The organism is Cryobacterium sp. MLB-32, assembly GCF_000738085.1.
In the GTDB taxonomy this organism is placed as follows: domain Bacteria; phylum Actinomycetota; class Actinomycetes; order Actinomycetales; family Microbacteriaceae; genus Cryobacterium.
Window position 1 is genome coordinate 24,444 of the sequence record NZ_JPRS01000002.1, and the last position, 23,164, is coordinate 47,607.

A 23,164-nucleotide genomic window follows, 5' to 3' on the forward strand; every position below is an offset into this window, starting at 1 on the left:
TACCGACAACCGGGCATCAGACGGCTGACATTCGCCCCACGAACTTGCCGTGTCGAAATCGAAGAATTTCGACGCGCCATGGTCACGAATCTCGCTGCGGGGATGCCAACCGTGGTGAAACGGATAGTTCAGCCTAACCGCCCCAGAGCGGAACGGATCAGGCTGCTGCGAATAACTTCAAGTTGCCCGGCGATCTCGACGGCCATCTCCGCGGCCTTGGCCCGGCTGGAGGCATCTTTTCGCCGCGCCAAGGGCACGAGGGCGCTCTCAATCAGGCCAAGCTCACGCTCGGCGGCTCCGCGGAATCCGCGCAGGTGACGAGGTTCAATGCCGCTGCGTTGCAGCTCTACGAGCGCGCGAAGCACCTGGAGGGCATTCTCACCGTAGTAGTCGGCCGGCAGAATGATTGACGCCGAAACTGCATCATGCAACAGCGTGACGGACGCCCCGGCCTCGCGGACCAGCTCTTCGCGCGTGAGGCGCCGGAGCGTGGACAGCATGGAGGGACCGGGCGTTGCCCCACCGGGCAGCGTCGGCGAGAGTCCGGCGTCCAGGTCCTCCAGATAGGACCGAATCACCTTGAGTGGGAGGTAATGGTCACGCTGCATGGACAAGATGAGCCGGAGGCGTTCCAGATCGCCGGAGCAGAATTTGCGATACCCGGAGCCGGTACGAGCCGGTGAGACCAGACCTTGCTCTTCGAGGAAACGAAGTTTTGACGGCGTCAGCTCAGGGAAGTCCGGCGTGAGCCGAGCCAGCACCTGACCGATGCTCAATAGCGGCGCTGCGCCCGAGGCTTTCACCTGGGCGGAGGACGCCGACATTATTCGCTCGCCGTGCGCGCGAGATCGAGACGGGACGCGTAGAACGTGAGACGGAACTTTCCCACCTGCACCTCAGCGCCATCGTTCAGCACTGCGGTCTCGATGCGCACGCCGTCGAAGTAGGTTCCGTTGAGGGATCCCAGGTCTTTCACCTCAAAGGCCGTTGCGTTCCGCAGGAACTGCGCGTGACGGCGCGAAACGGTCACGTCATCGAGAAAGATATCCGCGTTCGGATGACGCCCCACCGTCGTGACGTCGGCATCCAGCAGGAATCGCGCACCGGCGTTGGGACCGCGACGCACAACGAGCAGCGCAGAACCGGACGGCAGCGCCGCAATCGCTTCCTGCTCCTCGGCGGTGACGTTTGCGTCAATCGATGCCATCTGCGCAGCGAACTCTTGACTGAAAGTCATCGTGGTGTCGGTACTGACCGAATCGTGTGTGTTCTTGGGCACGGGCTCGTTCTGCTCCTTGTTCGAATTCTCAAAATCGGCCACGTTGCACCTCCTATGCTTCCAGCGTATCTGATTGCACCGGCACAATGGCCCGCGGAATCCGAATCACGCGCATCGTTTCAATGGCGTAGATGATTCCAGCCCACCAGTACAGGAAGACGCCCCACAGACCGAAGGCCCACCCCACTGGTTGCGACCACCACGACAGGTCTGGAAAGGCCTGTCCCAGCATGATCATGGGGAGGGCGTAGAACAGGCAGAATGTCGCTACTTTTCCCAACGTGTGCACCGGAAGCGGACCGAAGCCGACGTTGGCCAGGATCACGCCCAACCCGAGCAGGAAGACATCGCGACCCACGACGAGCAACACAATCCACCAGGGCACCAGGTCACGCCAGGCGAGGCCGATGAGGGCCGCAAAAATGTAGAGGCGGTCAGCGGCAGGATCGAGCAGCTGACCCAGGCGGGTGACGAGATTGAAACGGCGGGCGATGAAACCGTCGAGGAAGTCCGTCAGGCTCGAGAACGCGAGCACGATGAGTGCGAGTGCATCAGAGCCCTGAGCCAGTAAGACGAGAAAAACCGGGACGAGAAGCAGACGGATGGCGCTCAGCCCGTTGGGCACGGTCATCACCTGCGAGCCGACCTCGGTGCGCTCTGCTCTCGTCACGGTGTCCAGTCTACTGATCTTCTCGTTCAAAAAGGCTCCCGATCAGCAAGAACTCTGAGAAATATCATGATGCTAGCCGGCCCCGGATGACCGACGACGGCTCTCGTCGACACTACGCCTGAGTGCCTCCATCAGATCGAGAACGTCACCCCCGGCCGGCGCATCAGCGGAGGCGTCCAGCGCGTGTACGGTGCGGGCTTCGCCCCGATCCAGTTTTCCAGCGATGAGCGCGCGAAGCTGCACCTGATAGTCGTCGGAGAACTCGTCTGGAGTGAAGTCCTTCTCAAAGGACTCCACGAGAACGCCGGACAGCTCGAGTTCCCGATCAGAGACCGATACGGGCGTGGCCAGCACAGCAAAATCCGCTGACCGCACCTCATCTCCCCACAGCAGACCCTGAAGCACCAGAACATCTCCCCTGACTCGCAGGGCGCCCAGTCGAGTCTTCTGGCGCAGCGCGAAGCGCACGATAGCCGTGCGGCTGGTTGCGTGGAGTGTGCGCCGAAGCAGAACGTAGGCCTTCGTCGACATTCCCTCTGGTTCCAGGTAATACGTGTGCTCATACATGATGGGGTCGAGCTGGTCGCTCGGCACGAATTCGACGACCTCGATCTCACGAGCGCGGGCTGCGGGGAGGGATGCCAGTTCTGGCTCTGTCAGAATGACGCGTTGTTCTCCGTCGTCCCAGGCCTTGTCGATGTGCTCGTAATCAACGACCTGACCGCAGGTCTCGCACCGGCGCTGGTATCGGATGCGTCCACCATCATGATCGTGCACCTGATGCAACGCTACGTCGTGATCTTCCGTGGCGCTGTACACCTTCACGGGAACGTTCACGAGCCCGAAGGTGATCGCACCCTTCCAGATTGACCTCACCTGTCCAGTAGACACCCATATTCCGTGACCAGCTAGCCCGAATTCGCGCAGCGCAGCGAACCTAGTCCGAATCCATGGAGCGGGGCATTCTGGTGTGATGGATGCTACGAGCCCGGTGGTCTCTGTGGACGGCCACCGCCTGACACTCACCCACCTCGACAAGGTGCTGTACCCCGAGTCGAACACCACCAAGGCCGACGTTCTCCAGTACTACGTCAGTGTCGCTCCCGTTCTCGTTCCATCGATTGCCTGGCGCCCGGCAACGCGGAAGCGTTGGGTGCACGGCGTGGGAACGGAGTCGGCGCCGGGGCCGATGTTTTTCCACAAGAATCTGGAGTCCGGCGCTCCCGAGTGGATCATACGCGGGACGGTGCGCCACCGTGAGCACGCCAACGAGTATCCGCTTGTCAACGATCTCGCCACGTTGCTGTGGCTGACTCAGCTGAACGCCCTCGAAATCCACGTGCCGCAGTGGCGGTTCGGTCCGCAGGAAATGAGGCAGAACCCCGACCGACTGGTGCTGGATCTCGATCCTGGACCAGGGACTTCGCTCGTCGAGTGCGCGGAAGTCGCTTTTATACTGCGCGCGCTCCTGACCGGCATGGGACTCGACCCGGTCCCGGTGACGAGCGGAAGCAAGGGCATCCATCTGTATTCCGCATTGGACATGCGCTCCACGAGCGAACAGATCTCCGCAGTGGCGCACGAGCTGGCACGTGCCGTGGAAGCGGATCACCCGGATCTCGTGGTGAGCACCATGACGAAGTCGGCGCGCGTCGGACGGGTCCTCATCGACTGGAGTCAGAACAGTGCCGCGAAAACGACGGTAACGCCCTATTCATTGCGCGGACTGTCACATCCCACGGTCGCAGCGCCGCGAACGTGGGATGAGCTGGCCGCCGGCGACCTGACGCAGCTGGACTATGTGGAGGTCATGCGCAGGATGAGTGGCGGGAGCGACCCCCTGGGCGCACTCGGCTCCATTGGCACTCCCCACCGGCAGAGGACATCCGTCTCCCTGGCCGACCCGGACCCGCTCGGGGCCTACCGAGCGAAGCGTGACGCCACGCACACCCCGGAACCTGTCCCTGCAGCCCTCGACCCCACGCCGTCGACCAGCACGGGACGGTCGTTTGTGCTGCACGAACATCACGCCAGAATGTCTCACTGGGATTTACGGCTGGAACACAACGGTGTGCTCGCCTGCTGGGCGCTGCCCAAGGGGATGCCCACGAGCTCCGCACACAACCATCTGGCGGTGCGCACCGAGGACCACCCGTTGCAGTATCGGGAGTTCGAAGGCACCATTCCCGCCGGGCAGTATGGAGCGGGGACGATGCGGATCTGGGACGCCGGCAGCGCCGAAATCGAGAAATGGCGCGACGACGAGGTCATCGTCACCCTCTATCCCGACGGAGGCGGCGGGCTGGGTGGCCCCCGCAGATTTGCGCTGATCCACACAGCAGGACGGGGCCGGCCGGACAACAACTGGCTCATTCATCTCATGGCGCCGGCTACCGACGACAGCACGACTCCGGTGGCGAAGAACGCGGCGGCTCGGGCCGGGCTCCCCGAGGGGTCCGACCCGCCGGCATACTCCCCCATGCTCGCGACCACGGGCACACCCGCCGACCTCCGCCCGGCGAGCGACTGGGCGGTCGAGATGAAGTGGGATGGCATTCGTATACTGGCGGCGGTCGCGCTCGTGGCACCCGGGCCACGCGTGCGGCTCAGCACACGCAACGCGATCAACGCGACGTCCTATTACCCTGAGGTGGTTGCCGGACTGGTCACGGCCCTCGGCGGCGGCACCGCCGTCCTCGACGGCGAAATCGTCGCGCTGGATTCACGGGGCCGACCCGACTTTTCGCGACTCCAGACTCGCCTGCCATCGATCTCTCCTCCCCGTCACGGCCAGCTGCCCCCCGGTCCACCGGTGGTCTACCTCATCTTCGATATCCTCGAACGCAATGGCGAGTCGTTACTCGGCCGTACGTACGATGAACGCCGCGAGCTTCTGCGGCGATCGGTGGCCCCCGTCGCAGCGGTTCAAATTCCGGACGCCTTCGACGGCCACGTAGAAGCCGCCCTTCACGCAAGCAGGGAGTTAGGTCTGGAAGGCGTCGTTGCCAAGCGCCACAACTCCACGTATCGGGCCGCACACCGCTCTCACGCCTGGATCAAGATCACCCAGCGACGGACGCAGGAAGTCGTCGTCGGTGGATGGCGGCCCGGGCGCGGCAACCGCGCCGACATGGTCGGGTCGCTTCTTCTCGGAGTTCCCCACGAGGGAACGCTGGAGTACGTCGGACGTGTCGGCACGGGATTCACAGATCGTGACCTCGTACGTGCACGGCAGCTCATGGACACCATCACGGCCGCAGGCTGTCCGTTCGCCGATCTGGGCGACGACGAGGCCGCGGGTGTCATCTGGGTGCGCCCTGAACTCGTCGGCGAGGTGGAATTCGCCGAGTGGACACCCGGCCGTCGACTGCGCCATCCGTCGTGGCGCGGCTGGCGACCCGACAAAACACCTCTCGACGTCAGTCGCGAATAGCGGCCCGTGGTCGGGAATCAGTCGGGCACGAACGATTCCAGCCGACGATGCAGCTCAGGCCAACTTGTGGCGAACGCGGGGTGCAGAGGGTAATCGGCGATTTCGTCAGGCTTGACCCAGCGTAAGGCGATGCTCTCCGCATCGCTGATGACGGGGTCAAAATCGTGCGTGGACTCAGCGACGACGGTCGTGTAAGACCAGAAACCGAGGTCCACAACCGACGTGAACAGAACGCGCAGGGCATCTTCGGGCACGCCTGCTTCTTCCCGAGCCTCTCGGAACGCGGCCTCGACCGCGGTTTCGTCTTCATGACGCGCTCCTCCCGGGAGGCCCCACGTATCGCCGAAGTGGCTCCAGACAGCGCGGTGCTGCAACAGCACCCCATGCTCCGGATGTCGCAGGAGCAGGCCTGCGGCGCCGAACCGACCCCAGAATCTGCCGCCGTTGGGTCCGTACACCCACGCATCTCCGCCGCCGTTCGTCATGTTCCCAGCATGGCCCTCCCCGGCACGAAGTCTCAAGACCGCACAGCAATCAGGCCGATATCCTCAGAGACGGACATCGGGGCAACGGCACCCTCGGTCACCGCACGCCCTCGTCGTCCCGCACGGCAGAACTCATGGCATCAAGAAAATGCACCACAGCCCGCTGCTGCTCAGGGTCGAGGCTTTCCGCGACGGCAAGCATACGGGCATGGGCGGGGCCTAGAGTGCTCCGCACATCTCGATGCGCTTCCTCGGTCGCGAAAATCACTTGCGCCCGACGATCCCTCGGATGCGCCTCGCGTCGAACATGACCGGATTTCACGAGACGGGACAGCAACTTCGCGGTCGCTGCCGACGAGATGTCAAGGTAGGCGCTCAGATCTTTCGGACTCACCGACGACGCGGATGCGGCGCTCTTGATCAGGTGGCGCAAGGCCATCAGATCTGTCTCGTTCATGGCCATTTCTTCTTGCGTGCGACGCCTGAGCGCCGAGTCCGCCGCGCGGAAGCGTCGGAGCGACTGCAAGACTGCCACCGACGAGGCTGTACGCTCGCCTGTGTGGTACCAGTACAGTGCTTGTGTCTGCAGAGGAATCTCTTTTTCGGACATGCCCCATGCTAGCCTCAACAAGCTAACCAAGTTAGCGAATTCAGCTTTTCACGACACCGGGAGACCCCACACATGCACACCCTGGACCTGGCCGAAGAGCTGGTCGTGCTGCTCGATGAGCGCGGGCGCGAAATTGGCACAGCGCCCAAACACAGTGTGCACACCACGGACACCGCCCTGCACCTGGCATTTTCCTGCTACGTCTTCAACCCGATCGGTGAAGTTCTCGTCACGCGCCGAGCGCTCGGCAAGAAGGCCTGGCCGGGAGTGTGGACCAACTCCTTCTGCGGCCACCCGATGCCGGGCGAGGCCTTGAACCTCGGAGTTGTGAGACGGGCGAAGTTCGAACTCGGGCTCGACCTGGATCCGATCGACGTGAGTGTGAGTCTTCCCGCATTCCGCTATCGCGCCGTCGACAGCAGTGGGATCGTTGAAAACGAAATATGCCCGGTCTACGTCGCGACGACCGTCAGTGAGCCCATTCCCAACCCCGATGAGGTGCTCGAATACACCTGGTCCACGCCTGCCGCTCTGCGCCGGGCCGCAGAGGACGCCCCGTGGGCATTCAGCCCCTGGCTCGCGCTGCAGGTGGCCGAACTGGAGAGCTTTCGTGCTTGAGACGACCTCGCCGGACGTCGAATTCGGGCTCACGCAGTTTTTTGCAGATTCCCGGACGCGAGCGAGCCAGTACGGTGAACATTACCTCGCTCTCTGGGATGCGCTGGCGCACGCTGCGACAGGAGGAAAGCGCATCCGTCCCACCCTCGTATTGACAGCTTTCACCGGCCTCGGCGGCCGCGATGTCGCGCTGGCATCGCAGGTTGCCGTGAGCTTCGAACTGCTGCACACGGCCTTCGTCATCCACGATGACGTCATTGACCGGGATCTGCTGCGGCGTGGGGTGGCCAACATCGCGGGACGCTTCACTGACCGGGCCTTCGCCCGCGGAGCGGGCCCTGATCAGGCTGCAGTGTGGGCTACCGCGGCCGGAATCCTGGCCGGGGACCTGGCGCTGAGTGAGGCCCACCGCATTCTGGCTCGACTGCCCATCGCCAGCGAAACGAGGATGCAACTACTCGACCTTCTCGACCGCGCCGTCTTCATCTCTGCTGCCGGAGAACTCGCCGACGTAACCAACGCCCTCACCCAGCACCCCCCGGGGATAGACGAGGTCGTGGCCACTCTCGACCAAAAGACGGCGGTGTACTCATTTGAAGCGCCGCTCCAGGCCGGAGCCGTTCTCGCCTCGGCATCACCAGAGGCTATTGATGCCCTGGGGAGATTCGGCCGACTGGTCGGCGTCGCTTTCCAGCTCACCGACGATCTGCTCGGGATCTTCGGCGATCCGGCCAAAACGGGCAAGAGTGTCACCGCCGATCTCCGCGAAGGCAAGCAAACGGCGCTCCTGGCCCACGCGCGATCCGTTCCTGGTTGGGACGCCATAGCGCCGCTCGTCGGCAAGCGGGACCTCACGGAGCGAGAGGCTCAACGGGCGCGGACTCATTTGGACGCCTGTGGAGCGCGGAACGCGGTGGAGCAACTCGCCAGGGACTACGCGACGAGTGCGATCGATGCACTCACCGAATCCACGCTTCCCCTGGACCTGCGAGAAAAACTCACCGTCCTCGCCGAATCGTCTGTGAGTCGATCCCGATGAGTCCCGCACCGACTCCCACCGACATCGATCGGTATAACGCCGCAGCCATCGCCAGCGCGACGACGGTCATTGGCGCCTACTCCACCTCTTTCGGCCTCGCGGCACGCCTGCTCGACACCAAGGTTCGCACGCACGTGCGCACCATATATGCGCTCGTGCGGATCGCCGACGAGATCGTCGACGGCGCAGCAGCCGGAGCCGGTATCGGCATCGACGGCCAACGCGAGTTGCTCGACGACCTTGAGCGTGAAACCGAGCGCGCGATTGTGCGCGGCTACAGCACGAATCTGATCGTGCACGCGTTCGCGACGACTGCCCGGTCAGCGGGCATTGATTCCAGCCTTACCGCTCCGTTCTTCGCTTCGATGCGGCGCGATCTGGATTCAAGCCCGTTCACCGAAGCGGGCGTTGCCGAGTACATCTACGGTTCCGCCGAGGTGATCGGGCTCATGTGCCTGCGCTGTTTCCTGGAGGATTCGCCGCGCTCCTCGACCGCACTGCGAGAGCTCGAACTCGGAGCACGCAGTCTCGGTGCCGCTTTTCAGAAGATCAATTTCTTGCGTGACCTGGCATGCGACCGAGAAATTCTCGGACGCAATTACTTTCCCGGAATCGATCCGCTCACTATGACTGAACTCGAAAAGAACCACATTCTCGACGACATCGACAACGACCTGGCCGCGGCGGACAGGGTCTTACCTGCTCTCCCGCCCGGCAGCCGACGGGCCGTCATGGCCGCCCACGGGCTCTTCACTCATCTCTCCATTCGTTTGCGTGCCACACCGGCTGAAACGCTTCTGCGGGCCCGCATTCGCGTTCCCGACGGTGAGAAGCTGGTTATTGCGCTGGGTGCGGTCGTCGGTTCTGCGGGGCGGCGACGATGACAACCACAGAGCCGTCCCGGATCGTGGTGATCGGCGGAGGCATCGCCGGCCTCGCCAGTGCTGCCCTGCTCGCCCGCGATGGGCACGAGGTCACTCTGCTGGAGGCTCGTGATGAACTTGGCGGACGAGCCGGTGTCTGGGACACCGACGGGTTTCGCTTTGATACGGGCCCCTCCTGGTATCTCATGCCGGAGGTCTTCGAGCACTTCTACCGGCTCTTCGGCACATCGTCGGCTGAACAGCTCGACCTTGTTCGTCTCGATCCGGGATACCGTGTGTACTTCGAGGGCGATTCCCACCCGGTGGACATCAAGGCTGACCGTGATGAAAACATCAGGCTGTTCGAGAGCCTCGAGCCCGGCGCCGGTGTTGCTCTGGCCAGGTACCTTGAATCGGCCAAGGACACGTACGACATGGCCGTGCACCGGTTCCTGTACTCGACGTTCGCATCGTTCCGTCCCTTCCTGGTGCGCGACGTGCTCACTCGACTGGGGCGACTCGCCCGTCTGCTGCTGCAGCCCCTCGACAAATTTGCCGCCGGCTACGTGCAGGACCCGCGCCTGCGCCAGATTCTGGGTTACCCCGCGGTGTTCCTCGGTTCATCACCGGACCAGACTCCCTCGATGTACCACCTGATGAGCCACCTCGATCTCGCAGACGGCGTGCTGTACCCCCAGGGAGGATTCTCCCAACTCATCGGCAGCATCGCCGATCTGGCCGTGCGCGAGGGCGTTCGGGTGATCACGGGCGCCCGCGTCACCGGTATCCTGACCGCTCCCAACCCGATTCGGGGCAAAGACCACATCGTGACGGGCGTGAGCTATGTCCAGGCCGACGGCCTGAGCATGCGTCTAGACGCCGACCGTGTGGTGTCCGCGGCCGACCTGCACCACACGGAAACCGAATTGCTCGCGGCCGGAGAGCAAACGTACCCCGAGAAATGGTGGAATAGCCGTACCTCCGGTCCTGGCGCGGTGCTGGTGATGCTCGGCATTGACGGCGAACTTCCAGCGCTCAAGCACCACTCGCTGTTTTTCACGCGGGACTGGGGCGACAATTTCGGACGAATTTTCGGCAAGCATCCCTCGGTGCCGTCACCGGCATCGTTCTACGTCTGCATGCCCAACGCGACCGATCCCACCGTCGCCCCCGCGGGCCACAGCAACCTGTTCGTGCTGATACCGGTCCCCGCCGATCCTGGCCTCGGACACGGAGGCATCAATGGGGCCGGTTCGGACACCATCGAAGCCATCGCAGATTCGGTGATCGCACAGCTCTCCGAGTGGGCTGGGATCCCCGATCTCGGCGACCGGGTCGTTGTTCGACGCACCGTTGGGCCGGCTGATTTCGCCACCGATCTCAATTCCTGGCGCGGAGGCGCACTCGGCCCCGCTCATACGCTCCGCCAGAGCGCCTTCCTGCGAGGTTCAAACGCCTCGAAGAAGGTTGACGGCCTTTACTACGCCGGGGGCACGACCATCCCCGGGATCGGGCTCCCCATGTGCCTGATCAGTGCAGAGATCCTGGTTAAGCGCATGCGCGGCGACGTCACCACCGGTCCTTTACCCGAACCAGCGCGGCAGCCCGAGCCCAAACAGCAATGAGCACGCTGTACCTCCTGATCCTGCTGGTCTCCCTGACGGGCATGGTCGTGCTCGACCGCGCGTTTTCGCTCTTCTTCTGGCGCGATGCACGACGCGCAACGTTCGTGCTCGTCGCGGGCGTTGGTCTCTTTCTCTGCTGGGACCTCCTCGGCATCGGGCTGGGCATCTTTTACCGTGGCGAAACCGAGCTGATGACGGGCCTTCAGCTCGCACCCGAGCTCCCCGTTGAAGAACTCTTTTTTCTCACCTTCCTGGCCTACCTGACCATGAACCTGACCCTCGGTGCGCACCGACTACTCGCCGGCAGGGTCAGGAGATGACCTATCTCATCCTGAACGCCGGCTTTCTGCTTGTCGTCACCACATGTGTGGTCGCCGCGGCCCTGCGCGGTCTCCTGACGCGACGCTTGATGGCATCCATGGGCATCGCCCTCGGGATCGTTCTGACACTGACTGCGGTCTTCGACAACGTGATGATCTCGGCCGGCCTCTTCTCCTACGACCCGGCTCATCTCGTGGGTTGGTTCGTTGGTCTGGCCCCCCTCGAAGACTTCGCGTATCCTCTCGCCGCCGTTCTCCTGCTACCGTCAATCTGGGTGCTCGTGGGAGCGAGGAAGGGCGGTGCTCGTGCAGATGCGTGAATCCACCCTGCTCTGGAAAATCCGCCAGGTGGCACTCTCCTCGCGTCCCCTCAGCTGGGTCAACACGGCCTTCCCTTTCGCGGCGGCCTACTTCATCACCACCGGGCGAGTCGACTTCATGTTTCTGGTCGGGACCCTATTTTTCTTGATCCCGTACAACCTCGTGATGTACGGCATCAACGATGTCTTCGATTATGAGTCCGACCTTCGAAATCCACGCAAGGGCGGTGTCGAGGGCGCCCTGCTCGCACCGTCAATGCATCGACCCGTGATCGCCGCCGGGATCGTCACGGCGGTTCCGCTGATCGCAGTGATGCTCGTTATGGGCGGCACCGCACACCCATTGTCATGGGCGGCCCTGGCCGTGAGCCTCTTTTTCGTCGTCGCCTATTCCGTGCCGGGGCTGCGGTTCAAGGAGCGACCGGGGCTCGATTCGATCACCTCGAGCATTCATTTTGTGAGTCCGGCGGTGTACGCCCTGCTCGTGACCGGGGCCGCATTCACCACCGGCCTCTGGGCGCTGCTCGCTGCCTTCTTGCTGTGGGGCATGGCCAGTCACGCCTTCGGAGCGGTGCAAGACGTCACCCCCGATCGTGACGCCGGTATTTCCTCCGTGGCTACCGTCCTCGGTGCTGCACACACGGTACGCCTCGCCATCGGTCTATGGACGTTGGCCGGACTGCTGATGTTGCTGACACGGTGGCCGGGCCCGATCGCTGCGATTCTTGTGCTCCCGTATATCATCGCTGCTCTCCCCTACTGGTCGGTCACCGATGACAGGGCGGACCTGGCCAACCGCGGCTGGAAACATTTCCTCTGGCTCAATTTCTTCACGGGATTCGTCGTCACCCTGCTCCTGCTCGGATGGTCCGGGCTGAGGGCATAACGGGTCGAACACGCGGGGGCGACAACGCAATAGAGTTGAATAATGGAACCCCTGGTCACCGCCCGCGTCGATAGCTGGACATGGGGGGTGCGCCTGTTCAAGACACGGTCCATGGCCACGGCTGCCTGCCGGGCCGGGCATGTGCGCGTGAACGGCGACAAAGCCAAGGCTGCCCAGTCCCTGCGAATCGGCGACGAGGTACGCGTGCGAAGCGATGGCTTCGACCGGGTTCTGATCGTGTCACGACTGATCGTCAAGCGCGTGGGCGCGATCGTTGCCGCCGAGTGCTTCGTCGACCATACGCCTCCGCCGCCGGCCCGCGAGGAAGTCGCCATGGTCCCGGTACGGGATCGGGGCGCCGGGCGCCCCACTAAACGCGAACGCCGCGACATCGAAGAACTCCGCGGGTATTAGGCAGAGGATGGCGGCCCTCAGGCCTCCGGGAGCGGCGGCCTTGCCTGAAGTGTCGGGGCGACGACCTCGGTCTCGGTCTCGGTCTCGGTCGGAACCGGTGCCGTCGGGCCATCGAGAAGCGGACGCGTGGACGGCACCCGCAGGCCCAAGAGCCCGAGATTGCGCTTGATGCGCTGTTCCGCTTCGGCATCGACCGCAGTCGCTGCCAGATTGGCCTCGCCCACGGCACGAACGACTTCGTCACGCTGAATCTTGACCCCGCGCGGAGCATCAATTCCGATCCGTACGCTGTCTCCACGGGCATCGAGAATTGTGATGACGATATCGTCACCGATGAGGATCTTCTCCCCCGGTTTGCGTGTCAGAACCAGCATTCGTTCAGCCTATCGCGACCTGTCGGCCGCACCCTCTCCAGGGGCCGCCGCGCGTCGTCCTGACGGCGGCTAAGCGTTCGCGAACTCGATCCAGCGAACGGGCAACCGCAGGTCAGACACCGTGCCAGGTGTGGCAGTGAGTTCGGCGCCGAGCGCGGCAACGGCGTCGATCTGAACCGATTCCCCAACGGCAGTCACCCAACGAGCGGTGTCGTCCGCCTTACGTCCGGCATCCACCACGGCCCACACCTGATCGGCCCCGATGCTCTCTATGCTTGCGGTGCGCAGGGCGAGATCGATGGAGACGTCCACGCCGGGACGAGCCAGACCAAACGCGAGAAACGTCACCTGATCGAGTTCGACTCCGCGCGCGCGCGCGGCCAGGGCCTGTCGCCGGTCATCGATCCTGTCGAGTCCCGCCACGACAAGGGAGCCGCCCACGCGCAGATCGGCGCCGGTCGCTGTGAGCACCATCGTTCGCGCCACCTCCAGGGCCTCCACGGTGAGACCGATCACGAGCACGAGATCGCCGGCTGCCGTCAGCGGAGCGGGAGCCTGTCGATGAAAGCCGTGGGACGCCGCTGCCGGGACGTGCCGTGCCGTCGCGAAGGTGAGATCGTCCATGAGAGCGGCGAAATCCTCCGACTCGGTAGATACCTCCGGTTCGCTCGTGAGCCCGTTGCTGCGCGCCTCGGCCGCATCGGCAACGTCCAACAACGCTGCGATGCCGAGTCGCGCCGGCACGTCCAGCAGGGCACGCACCGCGCGACGCTCCGAAGGCCAGACCTCCACGGTCGCTTCGAAGTGCTGGCGTGCGAAGAATCCACGCACTCCGCCCACGGTGACACGCTCGGCCGATACGATCCGCGCATCCGGTCCGTGCTCGAGGCGAACCTGGTCCTGCAGCTCCTGCAGGGACGCGCCCTTAAGCAGAAAGTGATTCGGCTCCACGAACCACTCCCACCGTCTCGATCGTCACGTTGGCCGACGTGACCTCCTGATACGAGAGTACCGGGAGCCCACCGGACTGGGTTGAGACCAGCCGGCGGATGGCCGGACGCAACGCCGGCGCGCAGACGAGCACGGCGCTCAGCCCGCTCGCCTCAATTGCGGCCACAGACGTTCGAACGCTCGACAGCACGGTCTCGATCTTTGCGGCGTCCATCATGATCTGAGTGCCCTGCTCGGAGGGCCGCATTCCTTCCAGCATCGACTGTTCAAGAGTCGGCTCGATCATGATGACACGCAACAGACTACCGTCGAGGTACTGAACGGTCAGGGCAGGCCCCAGGGCCTGCCGCGCCGCTTCGATGAGACCTTCCGGGTCGCTGCTCACCTTGGCTCGCAGCGACAGGGCCTCATAGATGCGGGGAAGATCGTTGATGGGTATCCCCTCGATCAGCAGGCCCTGCAAGACCCGTTGCACCTCGGCCAGGGAGAGCAAACTCGGTATGAGATCGTCGACAGCAGCGGGGTTGACCTGCTTGACGCCGTCGGTCAGTACGCGCACGTCTTCTCGCGTGAGAAGTCGTGCGGCGTTGAGCGAGATGATCGATGACAGGTGAGTGATGAGCACGGACACCCGGTCGATCACGGTGGCACCGGTCATCTCGGCGCTGTGCCGCATCTCGCTCGGTACCCACTTGCCGGCCAGGCCGAAGACCGGCTCAACGGTCACCACGCCCGGCAGGTTGTCGAGTGCCTCGCCCAGAGCGAGTACTTTGCCCGACGGGGCGAGACCACGCCCGTATTCCACTCCGGCAATGCGAATGGAATACGTCGATGCCGGCAGCTCGACGCTGTCGCGGGTGCGCACGGGAGGCACGACGACACCCAGGTCGAGGGCGATCTTGCGGCGCAGGCCCCGCACACGAGCGAGGAGGTCGTCGGAGGCTCCGGAGACCAAATCCACGAGGTCGGGAGCCAGCATGATCTCCAGGGCATGAACCCGCATCTGCTCGATCAGGTCTTCCGGCGTGTCCGCGCGGGGCGCGGTCTTCTCGGCCGCGAGGCTCGCATCCGCTGCCGCCTGCTTGGAGGTCTCTCCCGATTTCATGCGTTGCCCGATCACGATCAACGCCACGCCCACAATGAGGAACGGGAAGATGGGCATGCCGGGGATGATCGCCATCAAGATCGCTGCCGAACCGGCGATCGTGAGCGCGTAGCGTGACTGGGACAGCTGCGCCGAGGCCGTGGACCCGATATCCGTTTCCGCGTTCGAGCGGGTGACGATCATGCCGGTGGATACAGCCATGAGGAGCGCGGGAATCTGGGTGACGAGGCCGTCGCCGATCGTCAGCAGCGCGTAGGTGTTGAGTGCCTCGCTGACCTCCATGCCCTTCTGCAGCATACCGATCGCGATGCCGCCCACGAGGTTGATGATGATGATGATGATGCCGGCGATCGCATCTCCCTTGACGAACTTCGAAGCGCCGTCCATCGCGCCGTAGAAGTCGGCCTCCGCTGACACCTCCGCGCGGCGATCCTTCGCCTGCGCGTCGGTGATCTGGCCCGCGTTCAGGTCCGCGTCAATGGCCATCTGCTTGCCAGGCATGGCGTCGAGGGTGAAACGAGCTCCGACCTCGGCCACGCGCTCGGCGCCCTTGGTGACCACGACGAACTGGATGACCACGAGGATGAGGAAGATGACGGCGCCGATAATGATCGATCCGCCCACGGCGACATGTCCGAAAGCCTCGATCACCTGGCCGGCGTAGCCGTCCCCGAGAACCAGGCGGGTGGAAGCCACGTTGAGGCCGAGCCGGAACAGCGTTGCCACCAGCAGCAGCGAGGGGAAAACCGAGAAGTCGAGGGGCTTCTTCACGAACATCGTGGTGAGCAGCGTGACGAGCGCCAGCATGATGTTCACGATGATGAGCATGTCGAGCATGACCGCCGGGATCGGCACGACAAGCAGCAGAATGATGCCGACCACTCCGACAGGCACGGCAAGCTTGGTGAGATTGCGATTCACGTCAATTGCCTCCGGTGGTCGTGGCGAACGATGGTCTGGTTGGTGTGGGTGGTGCAGGCGGCGGTGCGGCCTGCGCCGTCATGGTGTGCACCCCGCCGCCGCCGCGCCCCTTGAGGGCCATGACGAAGGCGAGCACGCGGGCGACCGAGTTATACATGTCGACGGGGATTTCCTCGCCGATCTCGCACGCGCCGTGCAGGGCACGCGCAAGAGGAATGTCCTGCACGATGGGGACCTGGTCCGTTTCCGCCTGCTCACGGATGCGAGTGGCGATGTGGCCGACGCCCTTGGCGACTACGCGCGGGGCGGATTTGCCGGGCTCGTAGCTCAGGGCCACGGCCACGTGCGTGGGGTTGACCAGCACGACGTCGGCATCCGTCACAGAGGAGATCATGCGGTTGCGACTCATGGCCAGCTGGCGAGCACGGCGCTGGGACTTGATCATCGGATCGCCCTCCGATGCCTTGTTCTCGTCGCGCACTTCCTTCTTGGTCATGCGCGTCTTCTTGCGGTTGCGACGCATCACGACGAAGACGTCCGCTGCCGCCAGGATGAGCCCGGCGATCACCGCGGAACGCAGAAGGGCACCGGCGCCGTCGCCGGCCGCTCCGATGAGTTCCATCACGGGGAGTCCCCCGGCGGTCATCATGACCGGCATGAGGCCTTGGATCACCCAGACCAGGACGAGGCCGACGACCGCGGTTTTAAGCAGGGATTTCACTCCCTCCCACAGCGCCTGACCACCGAATACCCGCTTGAGGCCTGTGACGATGTTGAACTGCTCGAACTTGCCCTCGAACTTCTTGAAGTGGATCCCGCCCTGAAGCGCGGCCCCGAACAGCACGACACCCACCACCAGGAGCAGCATCGGTGTGAGGACGCCGGCCATCGATGCCATTCCGTCCCCGAGCGCCGTGACGGCCTCGAGGGGATCGGGATTCGTGATCAGCCCCTTGATCGTGAACATCTGGTCGCTGCCGGCCTCAGCACCGGCCGCGATGGTGGCGGGGATCATGACGGCAGCCGCTCCCACTCCAAGCCAGGCCGTGACGTCTTGCGACTTCGACAGTTGGCCTTTGGCGCGCACCTCTTTCATGCGCTTGGGGGTCGCGAGCTCGGTCTTCTCGCCGGAATCGGCCTCTGGCATCTAGTTCACCCCCATCAGCGCGTCAACGGCGTCACCGGTGAGCGTGGAGACGATGTGCGGGAGGGCGACGTAGACGGTCGCGGCGAGGGTCAGGGTGATCAGGATCTTGAGGGGGAAGCCCAGGGCGAACGCGTTGAGCGCAGGGGCGACCCGGGTGATGAGGCCGAGGCCGGCATCCGCCAGGAAGAGCACCACCAGGAGCGGGCCGGCGATCTGCACGGCGGCCAGGAACATCTGGCTCACCGAACCGATCAGGGCCTGCACTGGGGCTGCCATGTCGATGCCGCCGCCGAGCGGCAGGGCGTTAAACGACCGAACGAGTCCGCCGATGATGAGCTGGTACCCGCCGGAAGCGAAGAGGAGGGCGAGGGCTGTCATCTGGAACAACCGGGTGAACTGGGCGCCGTTGACCATGGACTGCGGGTCATAGCCTTGGGCCATTTGGAATCCGCTGAACATGTCGATCAGGCCACCGGCCGACTGCACGGCGGCGAAAATGACAAACACCAGAAACCCGAGCAGCGCGCCGACCAGGATCTCAAGCACGAGCGCTCCAAAGAATCCCGCGGTGCTCAGCGACTCATAGGTCGCTGTGACGCGCGGCGAAACAGCGAGGGCCAGCCCGATGCCGAGCATCGCCTTGATCCGCAGGGGAAAGGCATTGTAGGAAAAGGGCGGGGCGATCACGAGAAACGCGATCATCCGCACTCCCGCGAGCATGACGGCTTCTATCCAGGCCTGGTTGAGGACGAATTCCACCTAGCCGCCGCCGATCAGCGTGGGGATTTTGTCGAACATGGCGTAGGTGAAGGACACTGATTCGGAAATCATCCAGTGCCCCGTGATCAGCAGCGCGATGGAAACGGCGATGGCCTTCGGCACGAATGACAGCGTCACCTCCTGGATCTGAGTGATCGACTGAAGCAGCGAGATGGCGAATCCGACGACGAGCGCGGTGATGAGCACGGGCGCGGAGAGCTTCGCTGCGAGCCACAGCGCCTGCAGGCCGATGTCGAGAACGGCGTTCGCGTCCATCAGCCGACCCGATAACTGCCGATAAGCGAGGTGATGATGAGCCCCCAGCCGTCGACGAGAACAAAAAGCAGGATCTTGAACGGGAGTGAGATCATCACAGGCGGAAGCATCATCATGCCCATCGACATCAACGCGGCAGAGACCACGATGTCGATGACGAGGAACGGAATGAAGATGACAAAGCCAATGATGAATGCCGCGCGCAGCTCGGAGATCATGAAGGCCGGAATGAGCGTCAGGAGCTCCACGTCATCGGGGCTCGCCGGGTTCTCCTGGCCGGCGGCCCGGGTCATCAGAGCGAGGTCTTCCTCGCGGGTATTGGCCATCATGAAGTGTTGGAGTGGTGTGGATGCCGCGGCGAGGGCATCCGTGAATGTCATGGTGCCGTCCAGGTACGGCGTGACGGCCAGGCTGTTGATGTCCGCGAGAACCGGCGCCATGATGAAGAGGGAGAGAAAAAGCGCGAGGCCGGCGAGCACCTGGTTGGGTGGAATCGACGGGAGCGCCAGAGCGTTACGGGTCATGGCGAGCACCACGAAGATCTTGGTGAAGCTTGTCATCATCAGCAGGAGCGCCGGGGCCACCGAGAGCAGCGTGATCCCCACGAGGGTGACGATGGCAGAGGACGGCGCACCATTCGGGCCGTTGATGTCGATCGTCAGGCCGCCTTCGCCGGAGCTCGGGTCGAGCGGGGCGACGGGGGCCGTTGGGTCGACCGGGTCAGTCGGCATCTTCGGGTCCACAGGCAGGGCGTGTCCGGCCGCAGCCGTGAACCACAGCAGGACTGCCGTGATGAGCAGGACGGCGGCCACCAGCAGGCTCAGCCGCACGTACAGCCGACGCTGCAGGGCAGCGGCAGACGGGGCGGGCCGCTGGGCCGGGGTGCTCACCGACCCTGCCGAAGGGCCGCGGCAGCCTGCTGCCACGTGGACGCGGAAAGAATAGACCCGCCGAGCGCGCCGGACGGGGCGGCCTTGCGGCGTGGGCGGAATTCGAGGGGTTCGCCCACGGTCGTATCGTCCTCGGTCACGGTGTTCAACGAGCGCGCGAATGCCTCGTGGCCGGTTGCCGGTACCGGTGTTTCACCGCCGTGCAAAACCGTCACGGACTGCTCCGTCACTCCCAGCACGAGGCGTTGGCCGTCAATGTCGACCACCACGACGGATGCCTTCTGGCCGAGGCCTTGGCGACCCACCACGGTGACGAGGTTGGCTCCCCCGCGGGCACGAACACCCTTGGTGAAGCGACGTTGCATGTACCAGAGAAGGGCGAGAACGACGGAGAGGGACAGCACTACCCGCAACGCCACGATCAGGGTGTCCACCTTAGGAAGCGCTCTCCACCACGTCGAGAATCTGCGTGATGCGAATCGCGTAATCCTGGTCGACGACGACGATCTCGCCATGGGCGATGAGTCGACCGTTGAGCATCACGTCGGCCGGGGCGCCCGCCGAGCGGTCGAGTTCGATGACGGCGCCGGGTTCGAGCGAAAGCACGTCCCGGACGGGCATGCGAGTATGCCCGATCTCGACCGTCAGGGCCATCCACACGTTGTTGATGCGCCCCAGGTTACTCACTGCGGAGGAGGAAGAAGAGCCCGGCGACGTGGTGGTCGCTGTGCCGTTCTTTCGCACGCGCATGGCGAACCACCCGGTCACCTCACCGGCGGCGCCCAGTTCGAAAACACGGGTCTCCGCATCCGTGAACAGGGCCGAAGCGTCTTCAATCCGGGTGTCGCCGAGCACCCCAATGCCCAGTACACCAGAGGCGCTCTCGAGCGACGGGCGTAGGACGTCGTGACTCGCGACGAGCGCCGATGTCGACCCGGACGCGGCGTCGAATGCCGCCGGGTCCATCAGGACGATCGCAAGGTCGGCCGAGGTCGCACCCACAAATGAGGCCACCGCGGCCGACCCGACGCGGGCGCTCAACGCGGAACTTCCATGAGTTTCTATGGCGCGCAGGGGTACGCCGGTGGGAAGAACTCGGATCAGGGCGTCAACGGCGGACGCAGACAACACTCCGGTGTCGGTCATGGTGATTTCTCCTCGGTGTCGATCACGATGCAGGCAAGACGGGAACCGTTCACGCCCACGGCGGCGGTGGCCAAAACCTGACTGTTGACGACAAGTTCGAGCGGGCGATGTTGCGGATGCGGGATGGCCAGCACGTCTCCGACGGCCAGGGTGAGTATGCGGTTGGGCAAGACCTGGATCGGATTAAGTCGAAGGGACACCTCGACCGGCACGAAAGCCAACTGCTGTTCAAGTCGTTCCCGGGCGTTTTCGGCAAGGCTCTTGGGGTTCGCCTCGCCGAGCTGGGGCATCAGTGCGTGCTCGGGGATGGCAATGGTGGCGATCACAGGAGTCTCGTTGCCCGTTCGGATCCCGAAGGTGGCCACGATCATCAGGTCACCGGTGGCCGCTGCCTGCGCGAACTGAGAGTTGTACTGGATCCCGTCCATCGTCACGTCGGTAAGAAGCAGGTCGCCGAGCGAATAGCGCAGGTCCTCAAGCCCCTCCTCGACGAGGTGGCGCACGAGCGCCTGCTCGATCGGGGTGAACTTGCGTTCTTCCTTGGTTGCCTTGCTCCCGTTGCCGCCGAGCATGTGATCGACCCAACTCAAAGCGGTGCGGGTGGGGAACTGCATCACGGTCTTGGCGTCGATGCCGTCGATGCTGCACAGCACCATGGCGGTGGTGGACGGCAGGCTCGCGGCATACTCGTCGTAGGTTTGCATAAGCACCAGGTCGCAGGTCACCTGGCAGAGCAGACGAACACGGGCCGTGAGTTGCGTGCCCCACTGGCGAGCAAACGTTTCGAAGGCCAGTTCCAGAACGCGGCCGTGCTCACGCGCCAGGGTCGTGGGACGACGGAAGTCGTACACCTCGACCGTTTCGGGTGGCTTGGCGGGCACACCTCTGCTTACCTGTTCCTGGACCGTCACGTCTGGCACTATCGGCCGGCGTCGCCGGGGCGTTAGATGCTATCCGGTGCCGGTTTCCCCGGTTGTCGGCGTTCCGGATAGGACCCCGGGGATGAGCGAACGCACCGAGTCCGGCAGGGTCGACAGAAGCACGACGTCGACGCGGCGATTCATGGCCATATCGGCCAGTGTCGAACCAGTGGATTCGGGGCGGGCCGCCCCGTAGCCGATCGCGGCGATCCGTTCCTGCTGCACGCCACCCTGTTCCACGAGACGACGGAGCACCCGCGTGCTTCGCCCTGCCGAGAGCTCCCAGTCTGTGGCGAAGTTCACGGTTTCTCCGTGCTTGTCGGCATGTCCCTCCACCGAAATCTCCCGATCACTCGCCACGAGCACCGGGGCCATCGCATCCAGAATAGAGATGGCCGTCGCGCTCAAATCAGCACGGTCAGGGGCGAAGAAGGTCTCGGACCCGACGAGTCCCACGGTGAGTCCGCGCTCATCGACCGCGAACTGAACGAGGTCGGCGAGGCCAACCGCGGCCAGGTTGGCGGTGATCTGGGCCTTCACGTCGACGAGACTTTCCACCTCGGCGGTCGCCAGTTGCGCGTCGGTGGCCGGCGAGTCCGTGGGCGCTGCGCCGGCGAAGGCCTCCGCGTCAGAATTGGCGTGCTCCGCCGGCACCACAACACCCGTCGCCGTATCGATGGAACCGGCCTCCACACTGCCGAATCCGGTGGCCAGGGAGTTGCGCAACTGCTCGAACTTGTTCTGGTCAACGCTCGACATGGCGAAGAGCACGATAAACATGCACATGAGCACAGTGACCATGTCCATGTAGGAGGCCATCCACCGTTCGTCGGGATGCTCCTCATCGTCGCCGCCGAAATTCCGGCGCTTGGTGCGGGAACTCATGCGGCTTCGGGGAGGGAGTCGTCGTCTTTTTGCTTGGCCGCCTTTGCGGGCTTCGCGGACTTGCCCAGCGCGTCGTCGGAGACCATGGCGCGCAGACGTTCACCGAGCAGGCGCGGCTGGCTCCCGGACTGAACGGCGAGTGCTCCTTCCATGAGCAAGGTCATCCGGTCGACCTCGATGTCCGCGAGGCGTTTGAGTCGGGAGCCGATCGGAAGCCAGAGAAAGTTGGCGGAGAGCAGTCCCCAGAGGGTGGCAACGAACGCCGCGGCGATCATCGGCCCGAGCGTGCTGGGCGTGTCGAGGTTCTCGAGTACATGGGTGAGGGACACGACGGTTCCGACAATGCCGATCGTGGGCGCATAGCCACCAAGACTCGTGAAGAATTTCGCGGCGGATCTGTCGGACCGAGCTCGGGTGGAGATCTCGTCCTCAAGGAGCATGCGCAGCTCGTCGCCATCGGTCCCATCGGCGATGTTCTGTAATGCACCACGCAGGAAGGGATCTTTGACGTTGTCGGCCTCCTGCTCCAGGGAGAGTAGCCCCGAGGTTCGGGCCGTCTCGGCCAGCTGCACGACCTGGTCGATGATCTGGTTGGGTGGAGTGGTCTTTCCCTTGAAAGCACGCGGCAGCGATTTGAACGCGAGAACCGCATCCTGAATCGTGCCACCGGCGATGCCCACGGCAAGCGTCGCGCCGAATACCAGGATCATCGGCGCAGGAAGCATGATGCTCGAGATATGCGATCCCTCGAGTGTGATCATGGCAAAGAGCGCCCCGAAGGCGATGACAATGCCGACCAGTGTTGCCGGATCCATCAGATCCTCCGCGGGCCGCGCGGAAGCTCGCCCGCGTCGGGGTCATAGGCGAGGGAAATTACGCGGGCACGATACTGCGCAATGCGTTCAATGACCTCCTCCATCGTTTCTGTCACGATGAAGTTCGCCCCGTCCACCATCACCAGGGTGGTGTCGGGATTCGCATGAATGCGCTCGATCAAGTCGGGATTGATCGCAAACTGGCTGTCGTTAAGCCGCGTAACTACGATCATGAGTTCATCCCCTGGTACCGAACGACTCCGGTGAGGCGCTACTGAGTACTGTCGGCCGCGCGGCCCCCAGCGTTAGGTTCCTCACCCAGGGAGGTATGGCACAGACACCGAGCAGTCGCGCCACCACTCGGGACCTGGCGGCGCAGCTCGACGGGCTCGACACCGAAGAGGCTCGAGCGT

General features: G+C 64.0%; 28 protein-coding genes. 9 read left to right on the forward strand and 19 right to left on the reverse strand.

All coding sequences use genetic code 11. The features are described from left to right. Window positions 1-128 precede the first annotated feature (128 nt). The 4 genes from JF66_RS00185 to JF66_RS00200 all read right to left on the reverse strand — a co-directional run bounded on the left by JF66_RS00185 (window position 129) and on the right by JF66_RS00200 (window position 2,825). Entirely contained in the window at window positions 129-824 is a 696-nt protein-coding gene (locus JF66_RS00185) for a MerR family transcriptional regulator (protein WP_035873724.1), read from the reverse strand. Continuing rightward, the gene (locus JF66_RS00190; RefSeq protein ID WP_081882037.1) at window positions 824-1,237 is read right to left on the reverse strand and encodes an FHA domain-containing protein; all 414 of its coding nucleotides are present in this window, start codon (window positions 1,235-1,237) and stop codon (window positions 824-826) included. The genes JF66_RS00185 and JF66_RS00190 overlap by 1 nt, the downstream gene beginning before the upstream one ends. Before the next feature lie 94 nt (window positions 1,238-1,331). After that, window positions 1,332-1,949, reverse strand: coding sequence for a CDP-alcohol phosphatidyltransferase family protein (locus JF66_RS00195; protein ID WP_369797921.1), 618 nt, complete (start codon window positions 1,947-1,949; stop codon window positions 1,332-1,334). 72 nt (window positions 1,950-2,021) lie between these two features. Continuing rightward, window positions 2,022-2,825: a Ku protein gene (locus JF66_RS00200; RefSeq protein WP_035873725.1), complete on the reverse strand. Its 804-nt coding sequence runs from the start codon at window positions 2,823-2,825 to the stop codon at window positions 2,022-2,024. Between the two features lie 97 nt (window positions 2,826-2,922). Here JF66_RS00200 and JF66_RS00205 point away from each other — a divergent pair, with 97 nt between their 5' ends. Then, the gene (locus JF66_RS00205) at window positions 2,923-5,382 is read left to right on the forward strand and encodes an ATP-dependent DNA ligase (RefSeq protein WP_035873726.1); all 2,460 of its coding nucleotides are present in this window, start codon (window positions 2,923-2,925) and stop codon (window positions 5,380-5,382) included. Window positions 5,383-5,399: 17 nt separating this feature from the next. On the opposite strand, the gene JF66_RS00210 is transcribed toward JF66_RS00205, so the two are convergent. Beyond that, window positions 5,400-5,867, reverse strand: coding sequence for an NUDIX hydrolase (locus JF66_RS00210; protein ID WP_035873729.1), 468 nt, complete (start codon window positions 5,865-5,867; stop codon window positions 5,400-5,402). 97 nt (window positions 5,868-5,964) lie between these two features. After that, complete coding sequence (locus JF66_RS00215) at window positions 5,965-6,477, reverse strand: MarR family winged helix-turn-helix transcriptional regulator (protein WP_035873776.1); 513 nt, start codon at window positions 6,475-6,477, stop codon at window positions 5,965-5,967. 72 nt (window positions 6,478-6,549) lie between these two features. On the opposite strand from JF66_RS00215, the gene idi reads away from it, so the two are divergent. The 8 genes from idi to JF66_RS00255 are packed head-to-tail and all read left to right on the forward strand — an operon-like array spanning window position 6,550 to window position 12,562. Continuing rightward, window positions 6,550-7,095: an isopentenyl-diphosphate Delta-isomerase gene (gene idi, locus JF66_RS00220; RefSeq protein ID WP_035873730.1), complete on the forward strand. Its 546-nt coding sequence runs from the start codon at window positions 6,550-6,552 to the stop codon at window positions 7,093-7,095. After that, window positions 7,088-8,134, forward strand: a complete 1,047-nt coding sequence (locus JF66_RS00225; RefSeq protein ID WP_035873731.1) for a polyprenyl synthetase family protein — start codon at window positions 7,088-7,090, stop codon at window positions 8,132-8,134. The genes idi and JF66_RS00225 overlap by 8 nt, the downstream gene beginning before the upstream one ends. Continuing rightward, the gene (locus tag JF66_RS00230) at window positions 8,131-9,018 is read left to right on the forward strand and encodes a squalene/phytoene synthase family protein (RefSeq protein ID WP_035873732.1); all 888 of its coding nucleotides are present in this window, start codon (window positions 8,131-8,133) and stop codon (window positions 9,016-9,018) included. Before JF66_RS00225 ends, JF66_RS00230 begins: the two co-directional genes overlap by 4 nt. After that, window positions 9,015-10,622 (forward strand): phytoene desaturase family protein, encoded by a 1,608-nt coding sequence (gene crtI / locus JF66_RS00235; RefSeq protein WP_035873733.1) that lies wholly within the window; start codon window positions 9,015-9,017, stop codon window positions 10,620-10,622. The genes JF66_RS00230 and crtI overlap by 4 nt, the downstream gene beginning before the upstream one ends. Continuing rightward, window positions 10,619-10,942: a lycopene cyclase domain-containing protein gene (locus JF66_RS00240; RefSeq protein WP_035873734.1), complete on the forward strand. Its 324-nt coding sequence runs from the start codon at window positions 10,619-10,621 to the stop codon at window positions 10,940-10,942. The genes crtI and JF66_RS00240 overlap by 4 nt, the downstream gene beginning before the upstream one ends. Further along, window positions 10,939-11,262: a lycopene cyclase domain-containing protein gene (locus tag JF66_RS00245; RefSeq protein ID WP_035873735.1), complete on the forward strand. Its 324-nt coding sequence runs from the start codon at window positions 10,939-10,941 to the stop codon at window positions 11,260-11,262. The genes JF66_RS00240 and JF66_RS00245 overlap by 4 nt, the downstream gene beginning before the upstream one ends. Then, window positions 11,255-12,148, forward strand: a complete 894-nt coding sequence (locus tag JF66_RS00250) for a prenyltransferase (RefSeq protein ID WP_035873777.1) — start codon at window positions 11,255-11,257, stop codon at window positions 12,146-12,148. The genes JF66_RS00245 and JF66_RS00250 overlap by 8 nt, the downstream gene beginning before the upstream one ends. A gap of 42 nt (window positions 12,149-12,190) precedes the next feature. Further along, window positions 12,191-12,562 carry an RNA-binding S4 domain-containing protein gene (locus JF66_RS00255; protein ID WP_035873736.1) on the forward strand — a complete coding sequence of 124 codons (372 nt, stop codon included), beginning with the start codon at window positions 12,191-12,193 and terminating at the stop codon, window positions 12,560-12,562. 17 nt (window positions 12,563-12,579) lie between these two features. Here the strand turns inward: JF66_RS00255 and JF66_RS25175 are convergent, their stop codons facing one another. The 13 genes from JF66_RS25175 to JF66_RS00320 all read right to left on the reverse strand — a co-directional run bounded on the left by JF66_RS25175 (window position 12,580) and on the right by JF66_RS00320 (window position 22,984). Then, window positions 12,580-12,936 (reverse strand): carbon storage regulator, encoded by a 357-nt coding sequence (locus JF66_RS25175; protein WP_081882033.1) that lies wholly within the window; start codon window positions 12,934-12,936, stop codon window positions 12,580-12,582. A 69-nt stretch (window positions 12,937-13,005) separates the two neighbouring features. After that, window positions 13,006-13,887 carry a hypothetical protein gene (locus tag JF66_RS21460; RefSeq protein ID WP_051972922.1) on the reverse strand — a complete coding sequence of 294 codons (882 nt, stop codon included), beginning with the start codon at window positions 13,885-13,887 and terminating at the stop codon, window positions 13,006-13,008. After that, on the reverse strand, window positions 13,862-15,913 hold the full coding sequence (locus JF66_RS00270) for a flagellar biosynthesis protein FlhA (protein ID WP_035873739.1): 2,052 nt from the start codon (window positions 15,911-15,913) through the stop codon (window positions 13,862-13,864). Before JF66_RS00270 ends, JF66_RS21460 begins: the two co-directional genes overlap by 26 nt. Before the next feature lies 1 nt (window position 15,914). Next, window positions 15,915-17,060, reverse strand: a complete 1,146-nt coding sequence (locus JF66_RS00275) for a flagellar biosynthesis protein FlhB (RefSeq protein WP_081882034.1) — start codon at window positions 17,058-17,060, stop codon at window positions 15,915-15,917. Further along, complete coding sequence (locus JF66_RS00280; RefSeq protein WP_035873742.1) at window positions 17,061-17,819, reverse strand: flagellar biosynthetic protein FliR; 759 nt, start codon at window positions 17,817-17,819, stop codon at window positions 17,061-17,063. It lies immediately after the preceding gene. Beyond that, window positions 17,820-18,095 carry a flagellar biosynthesis protein FliQ gene (gene fliQ, locus JF66_RS00285; RefSeq protein ID WP_035873743.1) on the reverse strand — a complete coding sequence of 92 codons (276 nt, stop codon included), beginning with the start codon at window positions 18,093-18,095 and terminating at the stop codon, window positions 17,820-17,822. Continuing rightward, window positions 18,095-18,985 (reverse strand): flagellar type III secretion system pore protein FliP, encoded by an 891-nt coding sequence (fliP, locus tag JF66_RS00290; protein ID WP_081882035.1) that lies wholly within the window; start codon window positions 18,983-18,985, stop codon window positions 18,095-18,097. The genes fliQ and fliP overlap by 1 nt, the downstream gene beginning before the upstream one ends. After that, a complete protein-coding gene (locus JF66_RS00295) occupies window positions 18,982-19,419 on the reverse strand; it encodes a flagellar biosynthetic protein FliO (protein ID WP_035873744.1) in 438 nt (145 codons plus the stop codon). Before JF66_RS00295 ends, fliP begins: the two co-directional genes overlap by 4 nt. A gap of 1 nt (window position 19,420) precedes the next feature. Further along, window positions 19,421-20,131, reverse strand: a complete 711-nt coding sequence (gene fliN, locus JF66_RS00300) for a flagellar motor switch protein FliN (protein ID WP_035873745.1) — start codon at window positions 20,129-20,131, stop codon at window positions 19,421-19,423. Next, window positions 20,128-21,042, reverse strand: coding sequence for a flagellar motor switch protein FliM (locus JF66_RS00305; RefSeq protein ID WP_231556234.1), 915 nt, complete (start codon window positions 21,040-21,042; stop codon window positions 20,128-20,130). Before JF66_RS00305 ends, fliN begins: the two co-directional genes overlap by 4 nt. Before the next feature lie 39 nt (window positions 21,043-21,081). After that, the gene (locus JF66_RS00310) at window positions 21,082-21,936 is read right to left on the reverse strand and encodes a flagellar motor protein MotB (protein ID WP_035873749.1); all 855 of its coding nucleotides are present in this window, start codon (window positions 21,934-21,936) and stop codon (window positions 21,082-21,084) included. Further along, the gene (locus JF66_RS00315; protein WP_035873750.1) at window positions 21,933-22,751 is read right to left on the reverse strand and encodes a motility protein A; all 819 of its coding nucleotides are present in this window, start codon (window positions 22,749-22,751) and stop codon (window positions 21,933-21,935) included. The genes JF66_RS00310 and JF66_RS00315 overlap by 4 nt, the downstream gene beginning before the upstream one ends. Further along, window positions 22,751-22,984 carry a flagellar FlbD family protein gene (locus JF66_RS00320; RefSeq protein ID WP_035839906.1) on the reverse strand — a complete coding sequence of 78 codons (234 nt, stop codon included), beginning with the start codon at window positions 22,982-22,984 and terminating at the stop codon, window positions 22,751-22,753. Before JF66_RS00320 ends, JF66_RS00315 begins: the two co-directional genes overlap by 1 nt. Window positions 22,985-23,164: the final 180 nt, after the last annotated feature.